Annotated in this window: 15 protein-coding genes and 1 pseudogene; 9 read left to right on the top strand and 7 right to left on the bottom strand. The window is 60.7% G+C overall.

The features are described from left to right. Window positions 1-52 precede the first annotated feature (52 nt). A complete protein-coding gene (locus U5G49_RS14660) occupies window positions 53-931 on the top strand; it encodes a 50S ribosomal protein L11 methyltransferase (RefSeq protein WP_113542724.1) in 879 nt (292 codons plus the stop codon). Window positions 932-1193: 262 nt separating this feature from the next. On the opposite strand, the gene U5G49_RS14655 is transcribed toward U5G49_RS14660, so the two are convergent. Next, a complete protein-coding gene (locus U5G49_RS14655; protein ID WP_012758267.1) occupies window positions 1194-1367 on the bottom strand; it encodes a hypothetical protein in 174 nt (57 codons plus the stop codon). A gap of 279 nt (window positions 1368-1646) precedes the next feature. Between U5G49_RS14655 and U5G49_RS14650 the strand changes: the two genes are divergently transcribed. Beyond that, window positions 1647-3482, top strand: coding sequence for an aminopeptidase P family protein (locus U5G49_RS14650; RefSeq protein ID WP_131704293.1), 1836 nt, complete (start codon window positions 1647-1649; stop codon window positions 3480-3482). Between the two features lie 30 nt (window positions 3483-3512). Here the strand turns inward: U5G49_RS14650 and U5G49_RS14645 are convergent, their stop codons facing one another. Then, window positions 3513-3821, bottom strand: a complete 309-nt coding sequence (locus tag U5G49_RS14645; RefSeq protein ID WP_018242840.1) for an AzlD family protein — start codon at window positions 3819-3821, stop codon at window positions 3513-3515. Window positions 3822-3824: 3 nt separating this feature from the next. Further along, window positions 3825-4556, bottom strand: coding sequence for an AzlC family ABC transporter permease (locus U5G49_RS14640; protein WP_193445492.1), 732 nt, complete (start codon window positions 4554-4556; stop codon window positions 3825-3827). A gap of 133 nt (window positions 4557-4689) precedes the next feature. Between U5G49_RS14640 and U5G49_RS14635 the strand changes: the two genes are divergently transcribed. Next, complete coding sequence (locus U5G49_RS14635) at window positions 4690-4953, top strand: DUF2164 domain-containing protein (RefSeq protein ID WP_026188468.1); 264 nt, start codon at window positions 4690-4692, stop codon at window positions 4951-4953. Window positions 4954-5056: 103 nt separating this feature from the next. Here U5G49_RS14635 and U5G49_RS14630 read toward each other — a convergent pair whose 3' ends face one another. The 3 genes from U5G49_RS14630 to U5G49_RS14620 all read right to left on the bottom strand — a co-directional run bounded on the left by U5G49_RS14630 (window position 5057) and on the right by U5G49_RS14620 (window position 7265). Further along, the gene (locus U5G49_RS14630; protein WP_193445493.1) at window positions 5057-5722 is read right to left on the bottom strand and encodes a dihydrofolate reductase family protein; all 666 of its coding nucleotides are present in this window, start codon (window positions 5720-5722) and stop codon (window positions 5057-5059) included. A 99-nt stretch (window positions 5723-5821) separates the two neighbouring features. Continuing rightward, window positions 5822-6448, bottom strand: coding sequence for a bifunctional nicotinamidase/pyrazinamidase (gene pncA, locus U5G49_RS14625; protein ID WP_026188467.1), 627 nt, complete (start codon window positions 6446-6448; stop codon window positions 5822-5824). Between the two features lie 331 nt (window positions 6449-6779). After that, window positions 6780-7265 carry an EF-hand domain-containing protein gene (locus U5G49_RS14620; RefSeq protein WP_193445494.1) on the bottom strand — a complete coding sequence of 162 codons (486 nt, stop codon included), beginning with the start codon at window positions 7263-7265 and terminating at the stop codon, window positions 6780-6782. A 398-nt stretch (window positions 7266-7663) separates the two neighbouring features. On the opposite strand from U5G49_RS14620, the pseudogene U5G49_RS14615 reads away from it, so the two are divergent. Further along, window positions 7664-8010, top strand: a pseudogene (locus U5G49_RS14615) (hypothetical protein). Window positions 8011-8037: 27 nt separating this feature from the next. Here U5G49_RS14615 and U5G49_RS14610 read toward each other — a convergent pair. Then, window positions 8038-10518 (bottom strand): ATP-dependent helicase, encoded by a 2481-nt coding sequence (locus U5G49_RS14610; RefSeq protein ID WP_193445495.1) that lies wholly within the window; start codon window positions 10516-10518, stop codon window positions 8038-8040. Window positions 10519-10766: 248 nt separating this feature from the next. Between U5G49_RS14610 and U5G49_RS14605 the strand changes: the two genes are divergently transcribed. The 5 genes from U5G49_RS14605 to U5G49_RS14585 all read left to right on the top strand — a co-directional run bounded on the left by U5G49_RS14605 (window position 10767) and on the right by U5G49_RS14585 (window position 17512). After that, complete coding sequence (locus tag U5G49_RS14605) at window positions 10767-11243, top strand: VOC family protein (RefSeq protein WP_193445496.1); 477 nt, start codon at window positions 10767-10769, stop codon at window positions 11241-11243. 410 nt (window positions 11244-11653) lie between these two features. Then, window positions 11654-13597, top strand: coding sequence for a PrkA family serine protein kinase (locus U5G49_RS14600; RefSeq protein WP_018242831.1), 1944 nt, complete (start codon window positions 11654-11656; stop codon window positions 13595-13597). A 12-nt stretch (window positions 13598-13609) separates the two neighbouring features. After that, window positions 13610-14881 (top strand): YeaH/YhbH family protein, encoded by a 1272-nt coding sequence (locus tag U5G49_RS14595; RefSeq protein WP_026230684.1) that lies wholly within the window; start codon window positions 13610-13612, stop codon window positions 14879-14881. Next, on the top strand, window positions 14878-16428 hold the full coding sequence (locus U5G49_RS14590) for a SpoVR family protein (RefSeq protein WP_018242829.1): 1551 nt from the start codon (window positions 14878-14880) through the stop codon (window positions 16426-16428). The genes U5G49_RS14595 and U5G49_RS14590 overlap by 4 nt, the downstream gene beginning before the upstream one ends. Before the next feature lie 160 nt (window positions 16429-16588). Continuing rightward, window positions 16589-17512: an adenylate/guanylate cyclase domain-containing protein gene (locus U5G49_RS14585; RefSeq protein ID WP_193445497.1), complete on the top strand. Its 924-nt coding sequence runs from the start codon at window positions 16589-16591 to the stop codon at window positions 17510-17512. The last annotated feature ends 187 nt before the right edge of the window (window positions 17513-17699 follow it).

The following is a 17699-nucleotide window of genomic DNA, read 5'->3' as shown; positions in this document are numbered from 1 at the left end:
GGGCGTTGGCTCGACCGATGGCGGGCAACGGAAACGGGAAAGACCGCCTATCGTGAGTGAAATCCGCCTTTACGTGACGACGACCGAAAGCAAGGCCGAAGAGATCCTCGACCTTCTGAGTGCGGTCTTCGGTGAAGAAGACTTTGCCATCGGCACCACCGAGATCGATGAGAAGAAGGATATCTGGGAAGCCTCGATCTATATGATGGCCGAGGACGAGGCGGAGGTGCATTCCCGCGTCGAGGAGGCATTGAGGACCTCTTTCCCTGATGCCCGGCTGCAGCGGGAAGTCATCCCGGATGTCGACTGGGTGGTGAAATCGCTGGAGGGGCTGAAACCCGTCAGGGCAGGGCGCTTCCTGGTGCATGGTTCGCATGACCGCGACAAGGTTCGCTCCGGCGACATCGCCATCGAGATCGATGCCGGCCAGGCCTTCGGTACCGGTCATCATGGCACGACGGCGGGCTGCCTCGAGGTGATCGATGCCGTGGTGCGCTCGCGCCCGGTCCGCAACGCGCTCGATCTCGGCACCGGCAGCGGCGTACTGGCGATTGCGGTGCGCAAGCTCAGGAACATACCAGTGCTTGCGACCGACATCGATCCGATCGCGACGAAGGTGGCGGCCGAAAACGTGCGCCGCAACGGCATCGCCTCGGGCATCGTCACCAGGACCGCGCCGGGCTTTCATTCAACGGCCTTTTCCGAGCACGGTCCCTTCGATCTCATCATCGCCAACATTCTCGCCCGGCCGCTGATCCGCATGGCGCCGAAGCTTGCGGCGCATCTTGCGCCTGGCGGGTCGGTCATTCTCTCCGGCATCCTTGCCGGGCAACGCTGGAAGGTGATTGCCGCCTATAGCGGCGCAAGGCTTCGCCATGTCAGAACCATCTGGCGCAACGGCTGGGTTACCATCCACTTCGACCGACCCTAATGCGCGTCGCATAGAATTTGATTCATGCGACGCGGTTAGATCCTTGTTTTTATGCAATGTCGTGATCCCCAAACTGCTGCACGGTTTGGGCGGCATGCGGCGCATCCCGAAACGGCAAAAGAAAAAGGCGGTGCCGATGGCACCGCCTTGGACCGGTCTATCCGGTCAATGCCCGCGAGCTCAAGGGAAGGAGCGCTCGAGCGGGCTCTACTGCATTCCAATAGGCCGGTCCGGGAGGGAGGAGACGGACTGGCTTTCAGGCTTAGAACGCGTAGCTGAGGGCGCCCTTGTGGCGCGTGGCCCGCTGGCCGGCGCCGAGCAGCTTGAGGCTGTCCTCGTTCTGCGGGCGGCGGGCGCCGATCACGTGACGCACGGTCTGGCGTTCGCCAGCCTGCACCGGGCTGCTATATGCGAAGCGCGAGAGAGAGGCGGTCATTTCAAGAATTCCTTTGTTTATAGGTTCATCGCGAACCGTTCGATGACGCCTATATAGCTATTCTGAAATGCGGAGGCAGAGGGTTTCGCTCATGGGAGCCATGCGGCCAATGCATAAAGCGTGCCAAATTAACTTTTGGCGTCACAGTTCTGTCAAAATGTTGAGCGGCCCCAGAGGTTTCGACTCGTTTGGTCGCTTTTTCTCCCCATCGGTTGAAATTTCGCTAACATGGCCAGCATCCCATTAACCGGATTCGTCTCAATCATTCGGGTTTCCAGCATGTTCCAGTCTTTCGAGGTTACCTCCACGCCGCAATTCGGCAGGGATCGTGTATCGGCGCTGCGGGCCGGTTTCGATTCGCTCGGCATCGACGCCTTCCTCGTGCCGCGCGCCGACGAGTTCAACGGCGAATATGTTCCTGCAGGTTCCGAGCGTCTCGCGTGGCTGACGGGCTTTACCGGTTCCGCAGGCATTGCGCTCATCCTGCGCACGCAGGCGATCGTCTTCGTCGACGGGCGCTATGTGACGCAGCTTGCCGAACAGGTCGACGGTTCGGTCTTTTCGGGCGGCGATCTCGTCAATGAGCCGCCGCATGTCTGGCTTGCGGCAAACGGCAGCAACGGCCTGCGGCTCGGCATCGACCCCTGGCTGCATGCGGGTGCCGAGGTGCGCCGTCTGGAAAGAGCCCTTTCGCAGATCGGCGGCACGCTGGTCTTCCTGCCGCACAATCCGCTCGACAGGCTTTGGAGCGACCGGCCGGCCGAGCCGCTCGGCGCGGTCAGCATCCAGAACGTCGCGCAGGCCGGCGTGCTGGCGAGAGAGAAGATCGCGACGATCGCCGCCGATCTTTCGAAGAAGAATCTTGCGGCGGTTTTGATCGCCGATCCCTCTTCTGTCGCCTGGACCTTCAATATTCGTGGAGCCGACGTGCCGCACACGCCGCATCCGCTGGCGCGCGCCATCATCCATGCTGACGGCCGGGCCGAGATCTTCCTCGACAAGCGCAAGACCGGCATCGAGCCGGAGGCCTATCTTGCGCAGATCTGCACGCAGCTGCCGCCCTCGGCGCTGGAGGAGAGGTTGGCTGCCGTTTCGAGGGATGGCGGCCGCGTGCTGATCGACCCGGATATCGCCTCCTATGCGCTGGCGGAGATCATCCGCAAGGCGGGCGGCGAAGTGGTGGAGGGCGCCGATCCCGCCAAGTTGCCGCGCGCAGTGAAGAACGACGTCGAGATCAACGGCTCGGCCGCGGCGCATCTGCAGGATGGTGCGGCGATGGTGGAATTCCTCTATTGGCTGTCGCAGACAAAACCCGGCACGGTCAGCGAGATCGCTGCTGCCGAGCATCTCGAAGCGGCGCGCGCCCGCGTCGGCCAGAGCATGCAGAACCCGCTGAAGGACATTTCCTTCGACACGATTTCGGGTGCCGGCGAACATGCGGCGATCATGCATTACCGTGTGACGACCGAGACCAACCGGATGATCGCGGCCGGCGAACTCTTCCTGATCGATTCCGGCGCGCAATATATCAACGGCACGACCGACATCACCCGCACCGTCGGCATCGGCGCGGTGGCGGAGGAGCATAGGCGCTTCTTCACGCTGGTGCTGAAAGGGATGATAGACATCAGCACCGCGCGTTTCCCGAAGGGCACGCGCGGCTGCGATCTCGATCCGCTGGCGCGCATCGCGCTGTGGCGGGCCGGCGCCGATTTCGCTCACGGCACAGGCCACGGCGTCGGCTCCTATCTTTCGGTGCATGAGGGGCCGCAGCGCATCTCCAGGCTTTCGACGCAGGAACTGCTGCCCGGCATGATCCTTTCAAACGAGCCGGGCTATTACCGGCCCGGCAGCTTCGGCATCCGCATCGAGAACCTGATCTACGTGCGCGGGGCCGAAGAGATCGAGGGCGGCGATGCGCCGATGCTCGGATTCGAGACGCTGACTTTCTGCCCGATCGACCGCAGCCTCGTCATTCCCGAGCTTTTGACCCATGACGAACTGCACTGGTTCAACGACTATCATCGCCGCACCTGCGAGGCGCTGATGCCGCTCATCCATGATCACAATGTCAGGGCGTGGCTCGAAAACGCGACGCTGCCTCTGGAATACTAAGATGTCTCGGCGCCGGCCCCGGGCCGGTGCTCAGAACCCGCCGGCATGGCGCCAGATCATCACGACGATCCAGGCGGCGACCAGCATCCATGTGTGGGTGAAGCGCAAGCCGATGAAGAGGGCGACGATCAGCGCCAGCTTCGATTCCCAGCCGCCGATGAAGAAGGCGGGTGCAACCAGCGTCGTCAGCACGGCGGCCGGCACGGCATTCAGCGCCGCCTCCATGCGCGGCGGAATGCTCTTCATTCGGGTGATGAGGATATAGCCGCCGATGCGGGTGGCGAAGGTGGCAGCTGCTGCGGCGAGGATGACGAGCGCCATGTGAAGATCGAATTCCATGGCTCAGACCTCGTGCACTCCGGATTGAAGGGCGTCGGCTTCGAGATCAGGCTCTTGCTGCGGCAAAGGCAGCACGGCGGCGAGCACGATGCCGACGGCGGCGCCGAGGCTGACATGCCAGGGCGAGCCGACATAGCGGTAGGCGAGCACGGAAGCCACCGCGCTGACGAGCGCCACCGGCAGGAAATTGTCTCGCTTGCGGAAGCCGAGGACGATGCCAAGGAAATAAGCCGGCAGCAGGATGTCGAGGCCGATGGCCTTGGGATCGCCAATGAAGCCGCCGAGCATGCCGCCGGCGACGCTGATCAGCACCCAGGGGACGTAGATGATGATGGCGAAGCCGAAATACCAGGCGAAGGTGAGTTGCCGGCCGGCCTCGCCGCGCTTGACCGCTTCGGCGAATTGCGGATCGACGAGCAGGAAAAAGGTGAAGAATTTCTGCACCGGCGTGAAATGGCCGATGTAGCGCGCCAGGGCCGCCGAATAGAGCACGTGGCGGAAATTGACGGCGAGGATCGACAGCACGATCAGCCAGGCGTGGACATTGTGACCGAAGAGTTCGATACCGACCATCTGGCTAGCGCCGGCGTAGACGGTGGCGCTCATGAAGGCGGTTTCGGAGAGCGACAAGCCGTTTTCGACCGCAAGCGCTCCGAAGAGAGCGCCAAAGGGCGCGGATGCCAGCGCAACGGCGGAGCCACCCCGCAAACCTTCAACAAAGTCGGCGCGATTCATGCGATCTTGTCCAGTTGGAATACAAGTTTTCCCTTATGGTCTATGGCTTGCAACAGCAATTGAATTTCCTTGATTGACCAATCGATTTTGCTGAACCATCAAAGTCCCGATCGCATTCGGCAAAGAGGCAATGATGAAGAAGATCGAATTTTCGAAGGAGGCGAAGGCGACGATCGTTGCCAGCATTCGCCGCTATTTCGAGGCCGAGCTCGACCAGCCGATCGGTGTGCTGCCGGCGGAATTCCTGCTCGATTTCTTCGCGGACGAGATCGGCGCCCATTATTACAACCAGGGCCTTCGTGATGCGCATGCGGCGCTTCTGAGGAAGATGGAGGACCTGGCCGAGGACATCTATCTGCTGGAGCGAGACGACAAGAGCAAAGGCACTGCTGCATAGTTTTAAGGCGTTCCTTGCGCATTTGAAGGGACGCGCGGCGCTGCAGCCGATAACGGGACGCGGCGGCGCCGCGCCCCGCAAAGATTGCGGAAGGCAGAAGGCATCAGCCCTCGCGCTTCATCCTCTCCCGGCGGGCGATTTCGGCCTCGGAGGGCTGCGCCAGTTCGAACGTGCCTGTCTTGATTGCGCCAGCACGCTCGTAGACGCTCATGATGACGCCTGTCGTCGATACCGTGTTGGCGGTGAGCTTCAGCGCCTCCGGCTTGGCGCCTTGACCGAACAGGCGTTTGCCCGGGCCAAGCACGAGCGGGAAAGTCAGAAGCCGCAACTCGTCGATCAGGTCATGCGCCAACAGGGTCTGCAACAGGCCGCTGCTGCCCTGTGTCAGGAGGACGGGGCCATCCAGCTGCTTCAACCGGGCGATTTCGGCAGCTGCATCGCCGCGCAGGGCGACGGAATTTGCCCAGGTGAGCGGCTCTGCGGAAGTGGTCGCGACATATTTGGTCACGGCGTTGAAGACTTTGCCGATCGGATCGTTTTTCCCGACGAAGGGCCAGTGCGCGGCGAAGATTTCGTAGGTCTTGCGGCCGAGCAGCAGTTCGAAGGGATCGGTAAAGATCCCGCCCATGAACTGGCCCATCGGCTCGTCCCAATAGTTGACGGTCCAGCCGCCCTGAGTGAAGCCGCCGGTCGGATCCTCCCGCGGCCCACCGGGCGCCTGCATGACGCCGTCCAAACTCACGAAGGCGGCAGCAACTAACTTTCTCATCTCTCAACTCCCATTGTTGGTGCGTTCAGAGCCAAGGACGGATTGACTTGCACCGATCCGACATTCGATGCGATTTTTTCGGGCGTTATCCGAGCTAAACTAGCCGGCTAGGACCTTGGCGCTGTCGATGATCGCGATGCCATGCGCCCGCATTTCCTCGATGGCGGCGGCGACGCCTTCGGGGGTGATGCCGCGGCTTGCATCCTTGATGAAGCGCACGCGGACACCAGGCATCATCTCCAGCGCGTCGAGCGCAGAGAATTTGACGCAATAGTCGGTTGCCAGTCCGCAGACGTCTAGGTCGGTGACGCCCTGGTCCTCGAGGAAATCGGAAAGGCCGGTCGAGGCGTCGCGGTCATTGTCGCGGAAGGCCGAATAGCTGTCGATATAGGGATTCTCGCCCTTCTGCTGGATCAGGTCGATCTCTTCGGATTTGAGCTCGGGATGCAGTTCGGCATCAAGCGTACCCTGAATACAGTGGTCGGGCCACATCATCTGCGGTTTGCCCGACAGTTCCCCCATCTCGAAGGGGGCGGCACCCGGATGGGCGGAGGCAAAGCTGCCATGGCCAGACGGATGCCAGTCCTGCGAGGCGACGATCAAATCGTATTTGCCGCTATCGATCAGTCTGTTTGCGACGGGAACCACCTTGTCGCCCTCCGGCACCGGCAGATTGCCACCCGGACAGAAGCCGTTCTGAATATCGACGAGCAGCAGCGCTTTCATCAAGGCCAATCCCTTCGCTTTATTGCAGTGCAAGACGCCAAGCACACTGAATGGATCAACTAGTGGATTTCCAGGCGCGGACGCGCAAGTGTTAATTCTGGCACTAGCGGTAGTAAGTCGTCGAAACAGAATGCTCTAATGCAATCATTGCGTTAGCTGGCGGCGGTTCTCGTGTTGAAATGGAGCGGAGGGATGGGGACGGCTCGTGCATGATTTCCGGATCGCAGCCCGCGACGGTGGCAATTGCCGGCAAATCGATCTGCCTGCGTAGGACGCCTTTGTGCGCATCGATGGATCGAGGCTCCCCCGGCAGAGCCCGGATCTTGGCCAGCTAGACGGCCGCCACGTCTTCGGCTGCGGAATCACCTGCTGCGGCGGAAGCGCCGTAGGTATTGCGGTAGGCCTGAAGGGCCGTCTGCATGTCGCTCAACACCTTGGTGAGGAGCGGATCGCTATCACCTGAAGTCTTGATGCTGTTCGGATCGGCGGCGAGGAATTCGGACTCGGTCAACTTGCCGTCGCCATTCGTATCCATCGCTGCGAAGACGCCCTTGGAATCGTCGTCGCTCTGATCGCTATCGTCGCTGCCGTCGGTCTTCTGCATGGACAGCATCAGCGACAGGATATCGGCGGTGATCTTCTTGACGATATCGGTGCTGCTGTCGTCGCTGTCGGTCGACGTCGTGCCCGATGTCGAGGACTGCGAGGCGGCGGCCAACTCGTCCGCCGAAATGACACCGTCGCCATTCTTGTCGAGGCTGGAAAGCGGAGACTGGTACTGGGTCACTGTGCTGCCGAGAGATGAAACACTGGTCACTTGAACCTCCTTTGAAAAGTTCGTCGTGAAGCCTGCCTTTCATGGGCGGGCAGCCTTTGGGCTAAGCTGATTTGCGCAAAGCGTCAAAGCGACGTTTTGACAGGGTAGAAGTGCGATTGACGGCGCGGGGCGACGCACGTTAACCTTTCGGTTACCAAAACTGTCTCATTGGAATTATTGGCTTTTTTGGCGGCCCATGGGTTCTGGCGAGCGGAAGCACATGCGTGCGATAGCAGGAGATCGCGCCGGTGCGGCTTGCGGAAGGGGCGATGGGCGATATACCAGCTCTCCGCCGCTGCGGCATTTCGTCCGCCTTCTCGAAGCGCTACGCCAGGTCGATCTTGCTCCCTGCCGCGATTTCTGCCTTTCTTGCCTCAGCAGCAAGCCGGAGCGAAGCCATGTCCGAGCCCGATCCAGACGAAAAGATCGATGCGACGTTCCGCAACGGATCGCTGACGGCGGCCGGGATCATCCTCGGCTTCTCCCTTAATTTTATTAGTGTCTGGGTTTCCAATCCCAACGACTGGAGCCGCATCGATATTCCGCCGATGCTGTTTCTGACCATCGGCATCGCCGTCCAGGTGAAGGTCTTTGCCGATCTGCTCGCGCGCGATTCTCTCTTTGCCGTCAAATATGATCGGTCTCGCCGGCTCTTCCTGATTGGATTGGGAATCTCGCCGCCGGAATCGGCATTGCCCTGATCAACGATATTCTCGGGCTCGGAAGGATGCGGATGCTCGGGTGAAGGTTTTCGCGCCGTGTTGATGCGAGGTCACACGCGCTCGACGAACCCGTCCAAGACCCGCTTCTGTCCGGCCCGGTCGAATTCGATCGTCAGCTTGTTGCCTTCGATGCCGGTGATGTTGCCGTTGCCAAATTTCAGGTGGAACACGCGGTCGCCGAGCGTGAACCTCGACGGTTCCGATGAGGTCGATTTCGCCACCAGCTCGCCTTCGATGGTGCGCCCCTTGGGGCCGCTCTCGCCGTAGCCGATACGTTCGACGGCGTGGCCGGAGCGGGTGCCCCAATTGTCGCGCGTGGCATCGGTCTTGTTGGCCTGGGCGCGTTTCCAGCCGGGAGTGGAATAGGAGTTGGCGAAGGGTTCGGCCTTGTCGAAGCGGGACTGGCCGTAGCCGCCGCGGCCGTACCCGCCGTAGCTCTGCTCCATTTCGGCGACCTCGACATGGGTTTCCGGCAGTTCGTCGAGGAAACGCGAGGGCAGGGTCGATTGCCAGAGGCCATGGATGCGGCGGTTGGAGACGAACCAGATGTGGCAGCGGTGCTTGGCGCGGGTGATGCCGACATAGGCGAGGCGGCGTTCCTCCTCCAGGCCGGCGCGGCCGCTCTCATCGAGCGAGCGCTGGTGCGGGAAGAGGCCTTCCTCCCAGCCGGGCAGGAAGACGGTGTCGAATTCCAGGCCCTTGGCCGAATGCAGCGTCATGATCGAGACGGCGTCGAGGTTCTCGTTGGTCTCGGCATCCATCACCAGTGAGACGTGTTCGAGGAAGCCGCGCATCGACTCGAAGCTTTCCATCGAGCGGATCAGTTCCTTGAGGTTCTCAAGGCGGCTGGGGGCTTCGGCGCTCTTGTCGTTCTTCCACATGTCGGTATAGCCGGACTCTTCGAGGATCTGCTCGGCAAGTTCGGTATGCGGTGTGTTTTCAAGCAGTTCCTGCCATCGGCGGAAAGATTGAATCACGTCGAAGAGCGCCTTTCGCGCCTTCGGCTTCAGCTCGTCCGTCTCGATAATGTCGGCCGCCGCCGCAAGCATTGGTATATCGCGGGCGCGGGCATAGTCGTGCAGCGCACGTACCGTCGTGTCGCCGAGGCCGCGCTTCGGCGTGTTGATGATGCGTTCGAAGGCGAGGTCGTCGGAGGCTTGAGCGACCAGGCGAAAATAGGCCATGGCATCGCGGATTTCCAGGCGCTCGTAGAAGCGCGGGCCGCCGATGACACGGTAGTTGAGGCCGAGGGTGACGAAGCGGTCTTCGAATTCACGCATCTGGAAGGAGGCGCGCACGAGGATCGCCATGTCGTTCAGCAGATGCTTGCCGCGCTGGAGCTGCTCGATCTCCTCGCCGATGGCGCGGGCTTCCTCCTCCGAATCCCAGGAGGCGTGGACCTGCACCTTGACGTCGTCGGGATCGGAGCGGTCGGTGAACAGCGTCTTGCCGAGGCGGCCCTCATTATGGGCGATCAGATGGGCAGCGGCCCCGAGGATATGTTCGGTCGAGCGGTAGTTGCGCTCGAGCTTGATCACCTTGGCGCCGGGGAAATCCTTTTCGAAGCGCAGGATATTGTCGACCTCCGCGCCGCGCCAGCCATAGATCGACTGATCGTCGTCGCCGACGCAGCAGACGTTCTGCGGCTCGCCCTTGGGGCGCTGGGCGAGAAGCCTGAGCCACATGTACTGAGCGGTGTTGGTGTCCTGATACTCGTCGACGAGGATATAGCGGAAGCGGCCGTGATATTCCTTCAAGAGATCCGGGTACTTGCGGAAGATCGCGATCGGATGCATCAGCAGGTCGCCGAAGTCGCAGGCGTTCAGCGTCGTCAGGCGCGCCTGATAGGCAAAATAGAGATCGCGGCCGCGGCCATTGGCAAAGGCGCGGGCGTCGCCCTCGGGGATGTCGGCGGGGCCGAGACCCTTGTTCTTCCAGGTGTCGATCATGCCGGCGAACTGCTTGGCCGGCCAGCGCTTGTCGTCGAGGCCTTCGGCCTGGATCAACTGCTTGATCAGGCGGACGACGTCGTCGGTATCGAGAATGGTGAAATTGGAGCGCAGGCCGACGAGCTCGCCGTGGCGGCGCAGAAGTTTGACGCCGATCGAGTGGAAGGTGCCGAGCCAGGGCATGCCTTCGACGGCGCCACCGACGAGCAGCGCGATGCGCTCCTTCATCTCGCGGGCCGCCTTGTTGGTGAAGGTGACGGCGAGGATCTGCGAGGAGAAGGCACGGCCGGTGTTGAGGATATGGGCAATGCGGGTCGTCAGTACGCGCGTCTTGCCGGTGCCGGCGCCGGCCAGCACGAGGACGGGACCTTCCAAGGTTTCAACGGCTTCGGTCTGCTCGGGGTTCAGCCCGGCGAGGTAATCCGGCCGCTTGCCACCGTCGCGAGCCGCCATGGCGCGCGCCGCGATGCCGCCGCCGGCGACGGGCGCCCTTTCGGCGGCTGCGGCAGGCGGCTGCGGCTTGCGCGCCATCTCGCCCGGCTCTTCGTCGAAGAAGGGCATATCGTCGAAACTATTGCTCATGGCGCGTAATGTAGTGATTCGGGAAGGAAAGACCAGAAAAGATGTTCTGCTTTCATTCCCGAGCCGCCGCTATTCCGGGCGGTAGGTTGCGGGCAGCAATGCCGCCGCAGAGCGCGGCCATGGTGGTCACGCGGGCGAGCGGGGCTAAAAATTTCGGTTCGCGGCCTGTCGGAACCGGCGCCGGTGGGGCGTCCTTGGGTCATCGGACAGCAGTCCGGATCGATACCCGTCAACAAGGAGGCCGTTTCATGCCGAAGGTCGTTTCAAATCTCTGGTTCGCCGAGGAAGCACGCGAAGCCGTCGAATTCTATGTGTCTGTTATCTCGGATTCCAGGATCGGCCGCACCACCATTTTGCCGGCGGAAACGCCGAGCGGGCCTCCCGGCAGTGTCGAATTGATCGAGTTCACGCTCGCCGACCAGGCCTTCCTGGCGATGAAGGCCGGCCCGCTCGATAGCTTCAATCATTCCTTCTCGATCGCGATTCTTGTGGAAAGCCAGGCCGAGATCGATCGGATATGGGAGGCATTTCTCGCCAATGGCGGCACGCCGGAGGCCTGCGGCTGGCTGAAGGACCGATGGGGTCTTTCCTGGCAGATCGTGCCGCGCATGCTGTCCGAAATGATCGCCGACAGCAACCGCGAGCGGGCCAGGCGAGTAACCGAAGTGATGCTCGGCATGGTCAAGATCGATGTCGCCGCGCTGGAGAAGGCATTCAACGGCTGAGTCGCGCGGTTAGCGTATGATCACGATGACGGGCGCATAGTCGCGATGCGTCCGTTTCCATCATGTCTGAAGCGGATCGGCACACGCTGTCCTGCATCGACTTTGCGCAGATTGGCTGCCAATCGTCGATTTCTCCAGTGCTCGAATCACGGGCGACATTGCACACCTTTTTCATCTTTCTGTCACGTCGCGAAATGTGCTGATACCGCGATGGCACCCTTCTCCACTACAATAAGGAACAGTTTCGTAGAGTAAAAAAATAACCGGTGCATGCACGTTTTTGTGCATTGCCAGAAACAGCCGGTGAGCGTGGAATATACCTGCGAAACTATTGATTCTTAGGAATGTCGTGTCCATCTCCTTGGTATGACGACCTAGAGCCTGTGGCATTAACCTTGAATGGAGGGCCCATGCTGAGTGAATCCGTATTTGATGCGTTCACCCGCACCTATGATGCGCGTCGCGAAACCGATATGTCGATCGCGGAGTATCTCGACCTTTGCAAAAAGGAACCGCTTGCCTATGCCAATGCGACCGAGCGCCTGCTCGCCGCGATAGGCGAACCGCAGATGGTCGACACCGCCAGGGACACGCGCCTCGGTCGGATATTCATGAACCGGACCATCCGGATCTATCCGGCCTTTGTCGGCTTCCACGGCATGGAAGAGACAATCGAACGCATCGTTTCCTTCTTCCGGCACGCGGCCCAGGGGCTCGAGGAGCGCAAGCAGATCCTTTATCTGCTCGGCCCGGTCGGCGGCGGCAAGTCATCGCTGGCCGAGCGGCTGAAGCTGCTGATGGAGCTTCATCCGATCTATGTGCTGAAGGCGGGTGACGAGATCAGCCCCGTTTTCGAAAGTCCGCTCAACCTGTTCGACCCGGACACGATGGGATCGCTCCTGCAGGAGCAATACGGCATTCCCCTGCGACGCCTGAGCGGACTGATGAGCCCGTGGTGCCTGAAGCGGCTCGATGATTTCGGGGGTGATATTTCCCGCTTCCGTGTCGTCAGGGTACAGCCTTCGCGGTTGCGCCAGATCGCCATTGCCAAGACCGAGCCTGGAGACGAGAACAATCAGGATATCTCGTCGCTGGTCGGCAAGGTCGATATCCGCAAGCTGGAGACCTATTCCCAGAACGATCCCGATGCCTACAGCTATTCGGGCGGCCTCAACCGCGCCAATCAGGGCGTGCTCGAATTCGTCGAGATGTTCAAGGCGCCGATCAAGATGCTGCATCCGCTGCTGACGGCGACGCAGGAGGGGAACTATATCGGCTCCGAGAATATCGGCGCCATACCCTTCTCCGGCATCGTCCTTGCGCATTCGAACGAAGCGGAATGGCAAACCTTCAAGGCCAACAAGAACAACGAGGCCTTCATCGACCGTATTTGCGTGATCAAGGTGCCCTATTGCCTGCGCGTCACGGAAGAGCAGAAGATCTACGAAAAGCTGATCGAGGGATCGGAACTGGCCGATGCGCCATGCGCCCCCGCGACGCTCGAAATGCTGGCCCGCTTCTCCGTGCTTTCACGTCTGCGTAAACATGAGAATTCGACCTACTTCTCGAAGATGCGTACCTATGACGGCGAGAGCCTGAAGGAGACGGATCCGCGCGCCCGCAGTGTCCAGGAATATCGGGATGCGGCGGGCATCGACGAAGGCATGGACGGCATCTCGACCCGCTTCGCCTTCAAGGTGCTCGCCTCCACCTTCAATCACGACACCACGGATATTGGCGCCGATCCGGTTCATCTGATGTATGTGCTGGAGCAGTCGATCCGCCGCGAGCAGTTTTCCGACGATGTCGAGAAGCGGTATCTGGAGTTCATCAAGGCCGATCTTGCGCCACGTTACGCAGAGTTCATTGGCAATGAGATTCAGAAGGCCTATCTTGAGTCCTATGCGGATTACGGGCAGAATCTGTTCGACCGCTACGTGGATTATGCCGATGCCTGGATCGAAGACGTGGACTTCAAGGATCCCGATACCGGCCAGCTTCTCGATCGCGAGCTCCTCAACCAGGAACTGACGAAAATCGAAAAGCCGGCGGGAATCGCCAATCCGAAGGATTTCCGCAACGAAATCGTCAAGTTCTGCTTGAGATCGCGGGCAGCCAACGGCGGAAAGAATCCGTCATGGACGAGCTACGAGAAGATCCGGGAAGTCATCGAGAAGCGAATGTTCTCGCAGGTCGAGGATCTTTTGCCGGTCATTTCCTTCGGTTCGAAGAAGGATTCGGAAACAGAAAAGAAACACAGCGAGTTCGTCTCGCGCATGGCTGCGCGGGGCTACACGGAGAGGCAGGTTCGGCGCCTCGTCGAATGGTACATGCGCGTCAAACAGGCAAGTTAATGTGGAGCCAATATGCACATTGTCGACCGTCGGCTAAATCCGCGCGGTAAAAGTCTGGAAAATCGGCAACGGTTTCTTCGGCGCATGAAAGGCGCCGTGCAGCAGGCGGTAAAGCGTTCGCTGCAAAACCGGAACATTCGCGATGTGCTCGACGGCGGTGAGATCAGCCTGCCGATCGATGGAATGGCCGAACCGAGCCTTCGAAGGGGCGACGGCGGCGTCGCCGATCATATCCTGCCGGGAAACAGGGCCTTCGTAGAAGGCGATATCATTCCACGGCCGCCGGGTAGGAAGGGCGGAAAACCAAAAGATGCAGGCGAAGGCGATGGCGAGGACGGCTTCCGTTTCGTGCTGACGCGCGAGGAATTCCTCGATGTGTTTCTGGATGACCTGGAACTGCCCGACCTTGCCAAGCGGCGTCTGACCGAAACCGAGGAGGAAACTCCGTCGCGGGCCGGCTATTCCGTATCGGGATCGCCGTCCAACATCGCCGTCGGTCGCACGACGAGGCTCGCGATGATGCGCCGCGTCGCGCTTCACCGTCCGCGTCGCGAAGAGATCGAAGCCCTGCAGCGACAGATCGAGGAATGCGAGGACGACGAAAGCCGCCTGACGCTTGAGGCAAAACTCAAATCCCTGACGGAAAAAAGCCGGCGCATTCCCTATATCGATCCGCTCGACGTGCGGTATCGCCGCTTCGAAAACGAGCCGAAGCCTGTGGCGAAGGCCGTGATGTTCTGCCTGATGGACGTCTCAGGCTCCATGTCAGAGCACATGAAGGACCTTGCGAAGCGGTTCTACCTGCTGCTCTACCTTTTCCTGTCGAAGCGATACAAGAAAGTGGAGATCGTCTTCATCCGTCATACCGACAAGGCCGAGGAGGTCGACGAGGAAACCTTCTTCTATGGTCCGGCGACGGGCGGGACGCTGGTATCCAGCGCCCTTGCGGCAATGCGCGGGATCATCGCGGCGCGTTTCGATCCGGCAGAGTGGAATATCTACGGCGCCCAGGCTTCGGACGGCGACAACGCCCATTCGGACGGAAACCTGACCGGGCAACTGCTGCGCGAGATTTTGCCGCTGTGCCAGTATTTCGCCTATATCGAGGTCGGCGAAGAGGGCGGCGACTCCTCAATATCCCGTTCACCGCTTTGGATGCTCTATGACGGGATCCGTTCCGAGCTTCCGCTTTCGATGCGCAAGGTCTGCCGGCGGAGCGAAATATTCCCTGTTTTCCATGATCTCTTCCAGAAACGTGACGCACAGTCGAGGGTGACGCCATGACCACAACGATGAGACCAAGAGAGCGGCTTTTGTTCCAGGGAGCCGACTGGGATTTCGCAACGCTCCAGCGCATCCACGACGCCTGCGAGGAGATCGCGCTTAACGAACTCGGCCTCGATGTCTATCCGAACCAGATCGAAGTCATCACCTCGGAGCAGATGCTCGATGCCTATTCCTCCACCGGCATGCCGCTCTTTTACCGCCATTGGTCTTTCGGCAAGCACTTCGCGCATCACGAAACCTTCTACCGCCGCGGGATGCGCGACCTTGCCTATGAGATCGTCATCAACAGCTCTCCATGCATCTCCTACCTGATGGAAGAGAACACGGCGACGATGCAGACGCTCGTCACCGCGCATGCGGCCTTCGGCCACAACCACTTCTTCAAGAACAACTATCTCTTCAAGCTCTGGACCGATGCGGAGGGTATCCTCGATTACCTCGATTTCGCCAAGGGTTATATCACCCGCTGTGAGGAGCGTTACGGCGAGACGGCCGTCGAGCGTACGCTCGACGCAGCCCATGCGCTGATGTCGCACGGCGTACATCGATACGCGGGCAAGACCACCATCGATCTTCGCCAGGAGGAGAAGCGGCAGCAGGAGCGCCGCGCCCACGAGGAGCAGATGTTCAACGACCTATGGCGCACGGTTCCGGTCGGCAAGGCCCGGAAGGCGGGTGACATCGGCCTGGAAAAGCGCCGCGCCGCCCTCGGTCTTCCGCAGGACAACATCCTTTACTTCCTTGAAAAATCGGCGCCGCGGCTGCAGCCGTGGCAGCGCGAGATCCTCCGCATCGTCCGCCACGTCGCGCAATATTTCCATCCCCAGCGGCAGACCAAGGTGATGAACGAGGGAACCGCCACTTTCGTCCACTACCAGATCATGAACCGGCTTCACGAGCGGGGGCAGATCAGCGACGGAAACTTCCTCGAATTCCTGAAGTCGCACGCCAACGTCGTGTTCCAGCCGAGCTACGACGACCGGCGGTTCTCGGGCTTCAACCCCTATGCGCTTGGTTTTGCGATGATGCAGGATATCGAGCGGATCGTCACGAAGCCGACGGAAGAGGACCGCACATGGTTTTCCGATATCGCTGGACGAGGCGATGCGATGGCGGTCCTGCGCGACATCTGGGCCAATTACCGGGACGAGAGCTTTATCAGCCAGTTTCTGAGCCCGAACCTGATCCGGCAGTTGCGGCTGTTCCATCTCTACGACGATCCTGAACAGACCGAGGGAGTGCTGGTTTCGGCGATCCATAATGAGCGTGGATACTTGCGCATCCGCCGCCAGCTCTCTCGCGAATATGATATCGGCTGGACCGATCCGGCAATCGATATCGTCGATGTCGATCTCGCCGGCGACCGCCGGCTGTTGCTGCAACACATCATGATGAATGGCTGCTATCTTCAGGAAAATGACACGAAGCTCGTCCTGCAGCATCTCGCCGATCTCTGGGGCTATGACGTATTGCTTCAGGAAATCGACAGTTCCAGCACGGTGGCGAGAGAACACACGGCGAGCCCGCGCAAGATCGTTCAATAATCACCCGTTGTGCTGACGGGCGATAACGTGAACAATTATCGGTGGCAACAAACACAAAGCCTTAGTAGTTTACCGCCGTTGCAATCGCCCACTTGATCTCGACCAGTTTCAGCCTTTGCAGCGATCTTTCCCGGGGCGGATGGCGCGGAGACGAGAGACCATGAGTGAAACGCGGCGCAAGCTGACGACGATCTTCTGTGCTGACGTGCAGGACTATACGCGGCTGATGGGGGCTGACGAGGAGGGGACGCTTGCGAGCCTGAAGCGCTGCCGAGAAGCGATGGGGCGCCTCATCGAAAGCCATGGCGGCCGCGTCATCAATACCTGGGGCGATGGGCTGATCGCCGATTTCCCGAGCGTGGTCGAAGCGGTGCGCGCGGCCGTCGACACCCAGAACGAACTCGCGGGCTTCAACGCCCGCCGTCCGGCCGACGGGCGCATGCTCTTTCGCATCGGCATCAATCTCGGCGACGTGATCGTCGAAGGCGAAGACATCTATGGTGACGGCGTCAATATTGCGGCGCGGCTGCAGGCTTCGGCTGCGGCCGGCGGCATCGTCATTTCAAGCACTGTCTACGATCAGGTGCGCAACAAGGTGGCTGTTGGTTTCGAGTTTCTCGGACCGTTGATGGTGAAGAATGTCGATGAAGGCGTGCCGAGCTACGCGGTGAAGATCGGCGATGCCAGGGACGAGACGCCGCCTGCCGAACGATCCGGCCCCGCGCGTCCGCAGCCGCAGCCGGCGGTTATGGCGGCGGCAATCTCCGAGGCAAGGCCGGCACCGCGCGGACGCAGGCCCTACGGCGTGCTCGCCGTCATCGCCGCTGTCCTGATCTGCATCAATCTGCTGTCATGGCAGGGCGTTTTCTGGGCGCGCTTTCCCGTGCTGGCGCTGGCCGTCGTCGCGGCGCTCGCCTGGAACCGCGACCAGCCGCTGTTCAACCGCAAGATCACCTCGCTGGCGATCGTGGCGCTCGGCATTGCCGGCATCAACCTCTTCACCTGGACGGGGCAGTTCTGGGCGATGTGGCCGATACTGGGGATTGCGGCCGTCATGGGCGTGCGATGGTCGATGCGCCGATAGACATCCAACCCGCATCGTCAGAGATTTTGTGCAATATTTCGCCCGACAATCGGCGGTGTCAAAGACAGCGGAGAGTGTTCGTTCAAGCAAAAGTGAGCGGTCGGGTTATTTCCATTCTTTGCTGATATTACAAATCGGTAATGCCGGCTGCTTATGCTTGCCGGTAAGCTGTAAACGCGCGATATTG

The organism is Rhizobium indigoferae (assembly GCF_034554815.1).
GTDB lineage: Bacteria > Pseudomonadota > Alphaproteobacteria > Rhizobiales > Rhizobiaceae > Rhizobium > Rhizobium leguminosarum.
Note: the sequence above shows the minus strand (reverse complement) of the source record. Positions and strands in the feature narration are given on the sequence as shown.

What these genes read in the sequence shown, in the direction of transcription:
- U5G49_RS14645 (WP_018242840.1), bottom strand. Translation starts at nt 3,821, where the DNA reads ATGGAATTCGATCTTCACATGGCGCTCGTCATCCTCGCCGCAGCAGCT.
- U5G49_RS14600 (WP_018242831.1), top strand. Translation starts at nt 11,654, where the DNA reads ATGCTGAGTGAATCCGTATTTGATGCGTTCACCCGCACCTATGATGCG.
- U5G49_RS14630 (WP_193445493.1), bottom strand. Translation starts at nt 5,722, where the DNA reads ATGAGAAAGTTAGTTGCTGCCGCCTTCGTGAGTTTGGACGGCGTCATG.
- U5G49_RS14635 (WP_026188468.1), top strand. Translation starts at nt 4,690, where the DNA reads ATGAAGAAGATCGAATTTTCGAAGGAGGCGAAGGCGACGATCGTTGCC.
- U5G49_RS14650 (WP_131704293.1), top strand. Translation starts at nt 1,647, where the DNA reads ATGTTCCAGTCTTTCGAGGTTACCTCCACGCCGCAATTCGGCAGGGAT.
- U5G49_RS14655 (WP_012758267.1), bottom strand. Translation starts at nt 1,367, where the DNA reads ATGACCGCCTCTCTCTCGCGCTTCGCATATAGCAGCCCGGTGCAGGCT.
- U5G49_RS14640 (WP_193445492.1), bottom strand. Translation starts at nt 4,556, where the DNA reads ATGAATCGCGCCGACTTTGTTGAAGGTTTGCGGGGTGGCTCCGCCGTT.
- U5G49_RS14595 (WP_026230684.1), top strand. Translation starts at nt 13,610, where the DNA reads ATGCACATTGTCGACCGTCGGCTAAATCCGCGCGGTAAAAGTCTGGAA.
- U5G49_RS14590 (WP_018242829.1), top strand. Translation starts at nt 14,878, where the DNA reads ATGACCACAACGATGAGACCAAGAGAGCGGCTTTTGTTCCAGGGAGCC.
- U5G49_RS14585 (WP_193445497.1), top strand. Translation starts at nt 16,589, where the DNA reads ATGAGTGAAACGCGGCGCAAGCTGACGACGATCTTCTGTGCTGACGTG.
- pncA (WP_026188467.1), bottom strand. Translation starts at nt 6,448, where the DNA reads ATGAAAGCGCTGCTGCTCGTCGATATTCAGAACGGCTTCTGTCCGGGT.
- U5G49_RS14610 (WP_193445495.1), bottom strand. Translation starts at nt 10,518, where the DNA reads ATGAGCAATAGTTTCGACGATATGCCCTTCTTCGACGAAGAGCCGGGC.
- U5G49_RS14605 (WP_193445496.1), top strand. Translation starts at nt 10,767, where the DNA reads ATGCCGAAGGTCGTTTCAAATCTCTGGTTCGCCGAGGAAGCACGCGAA.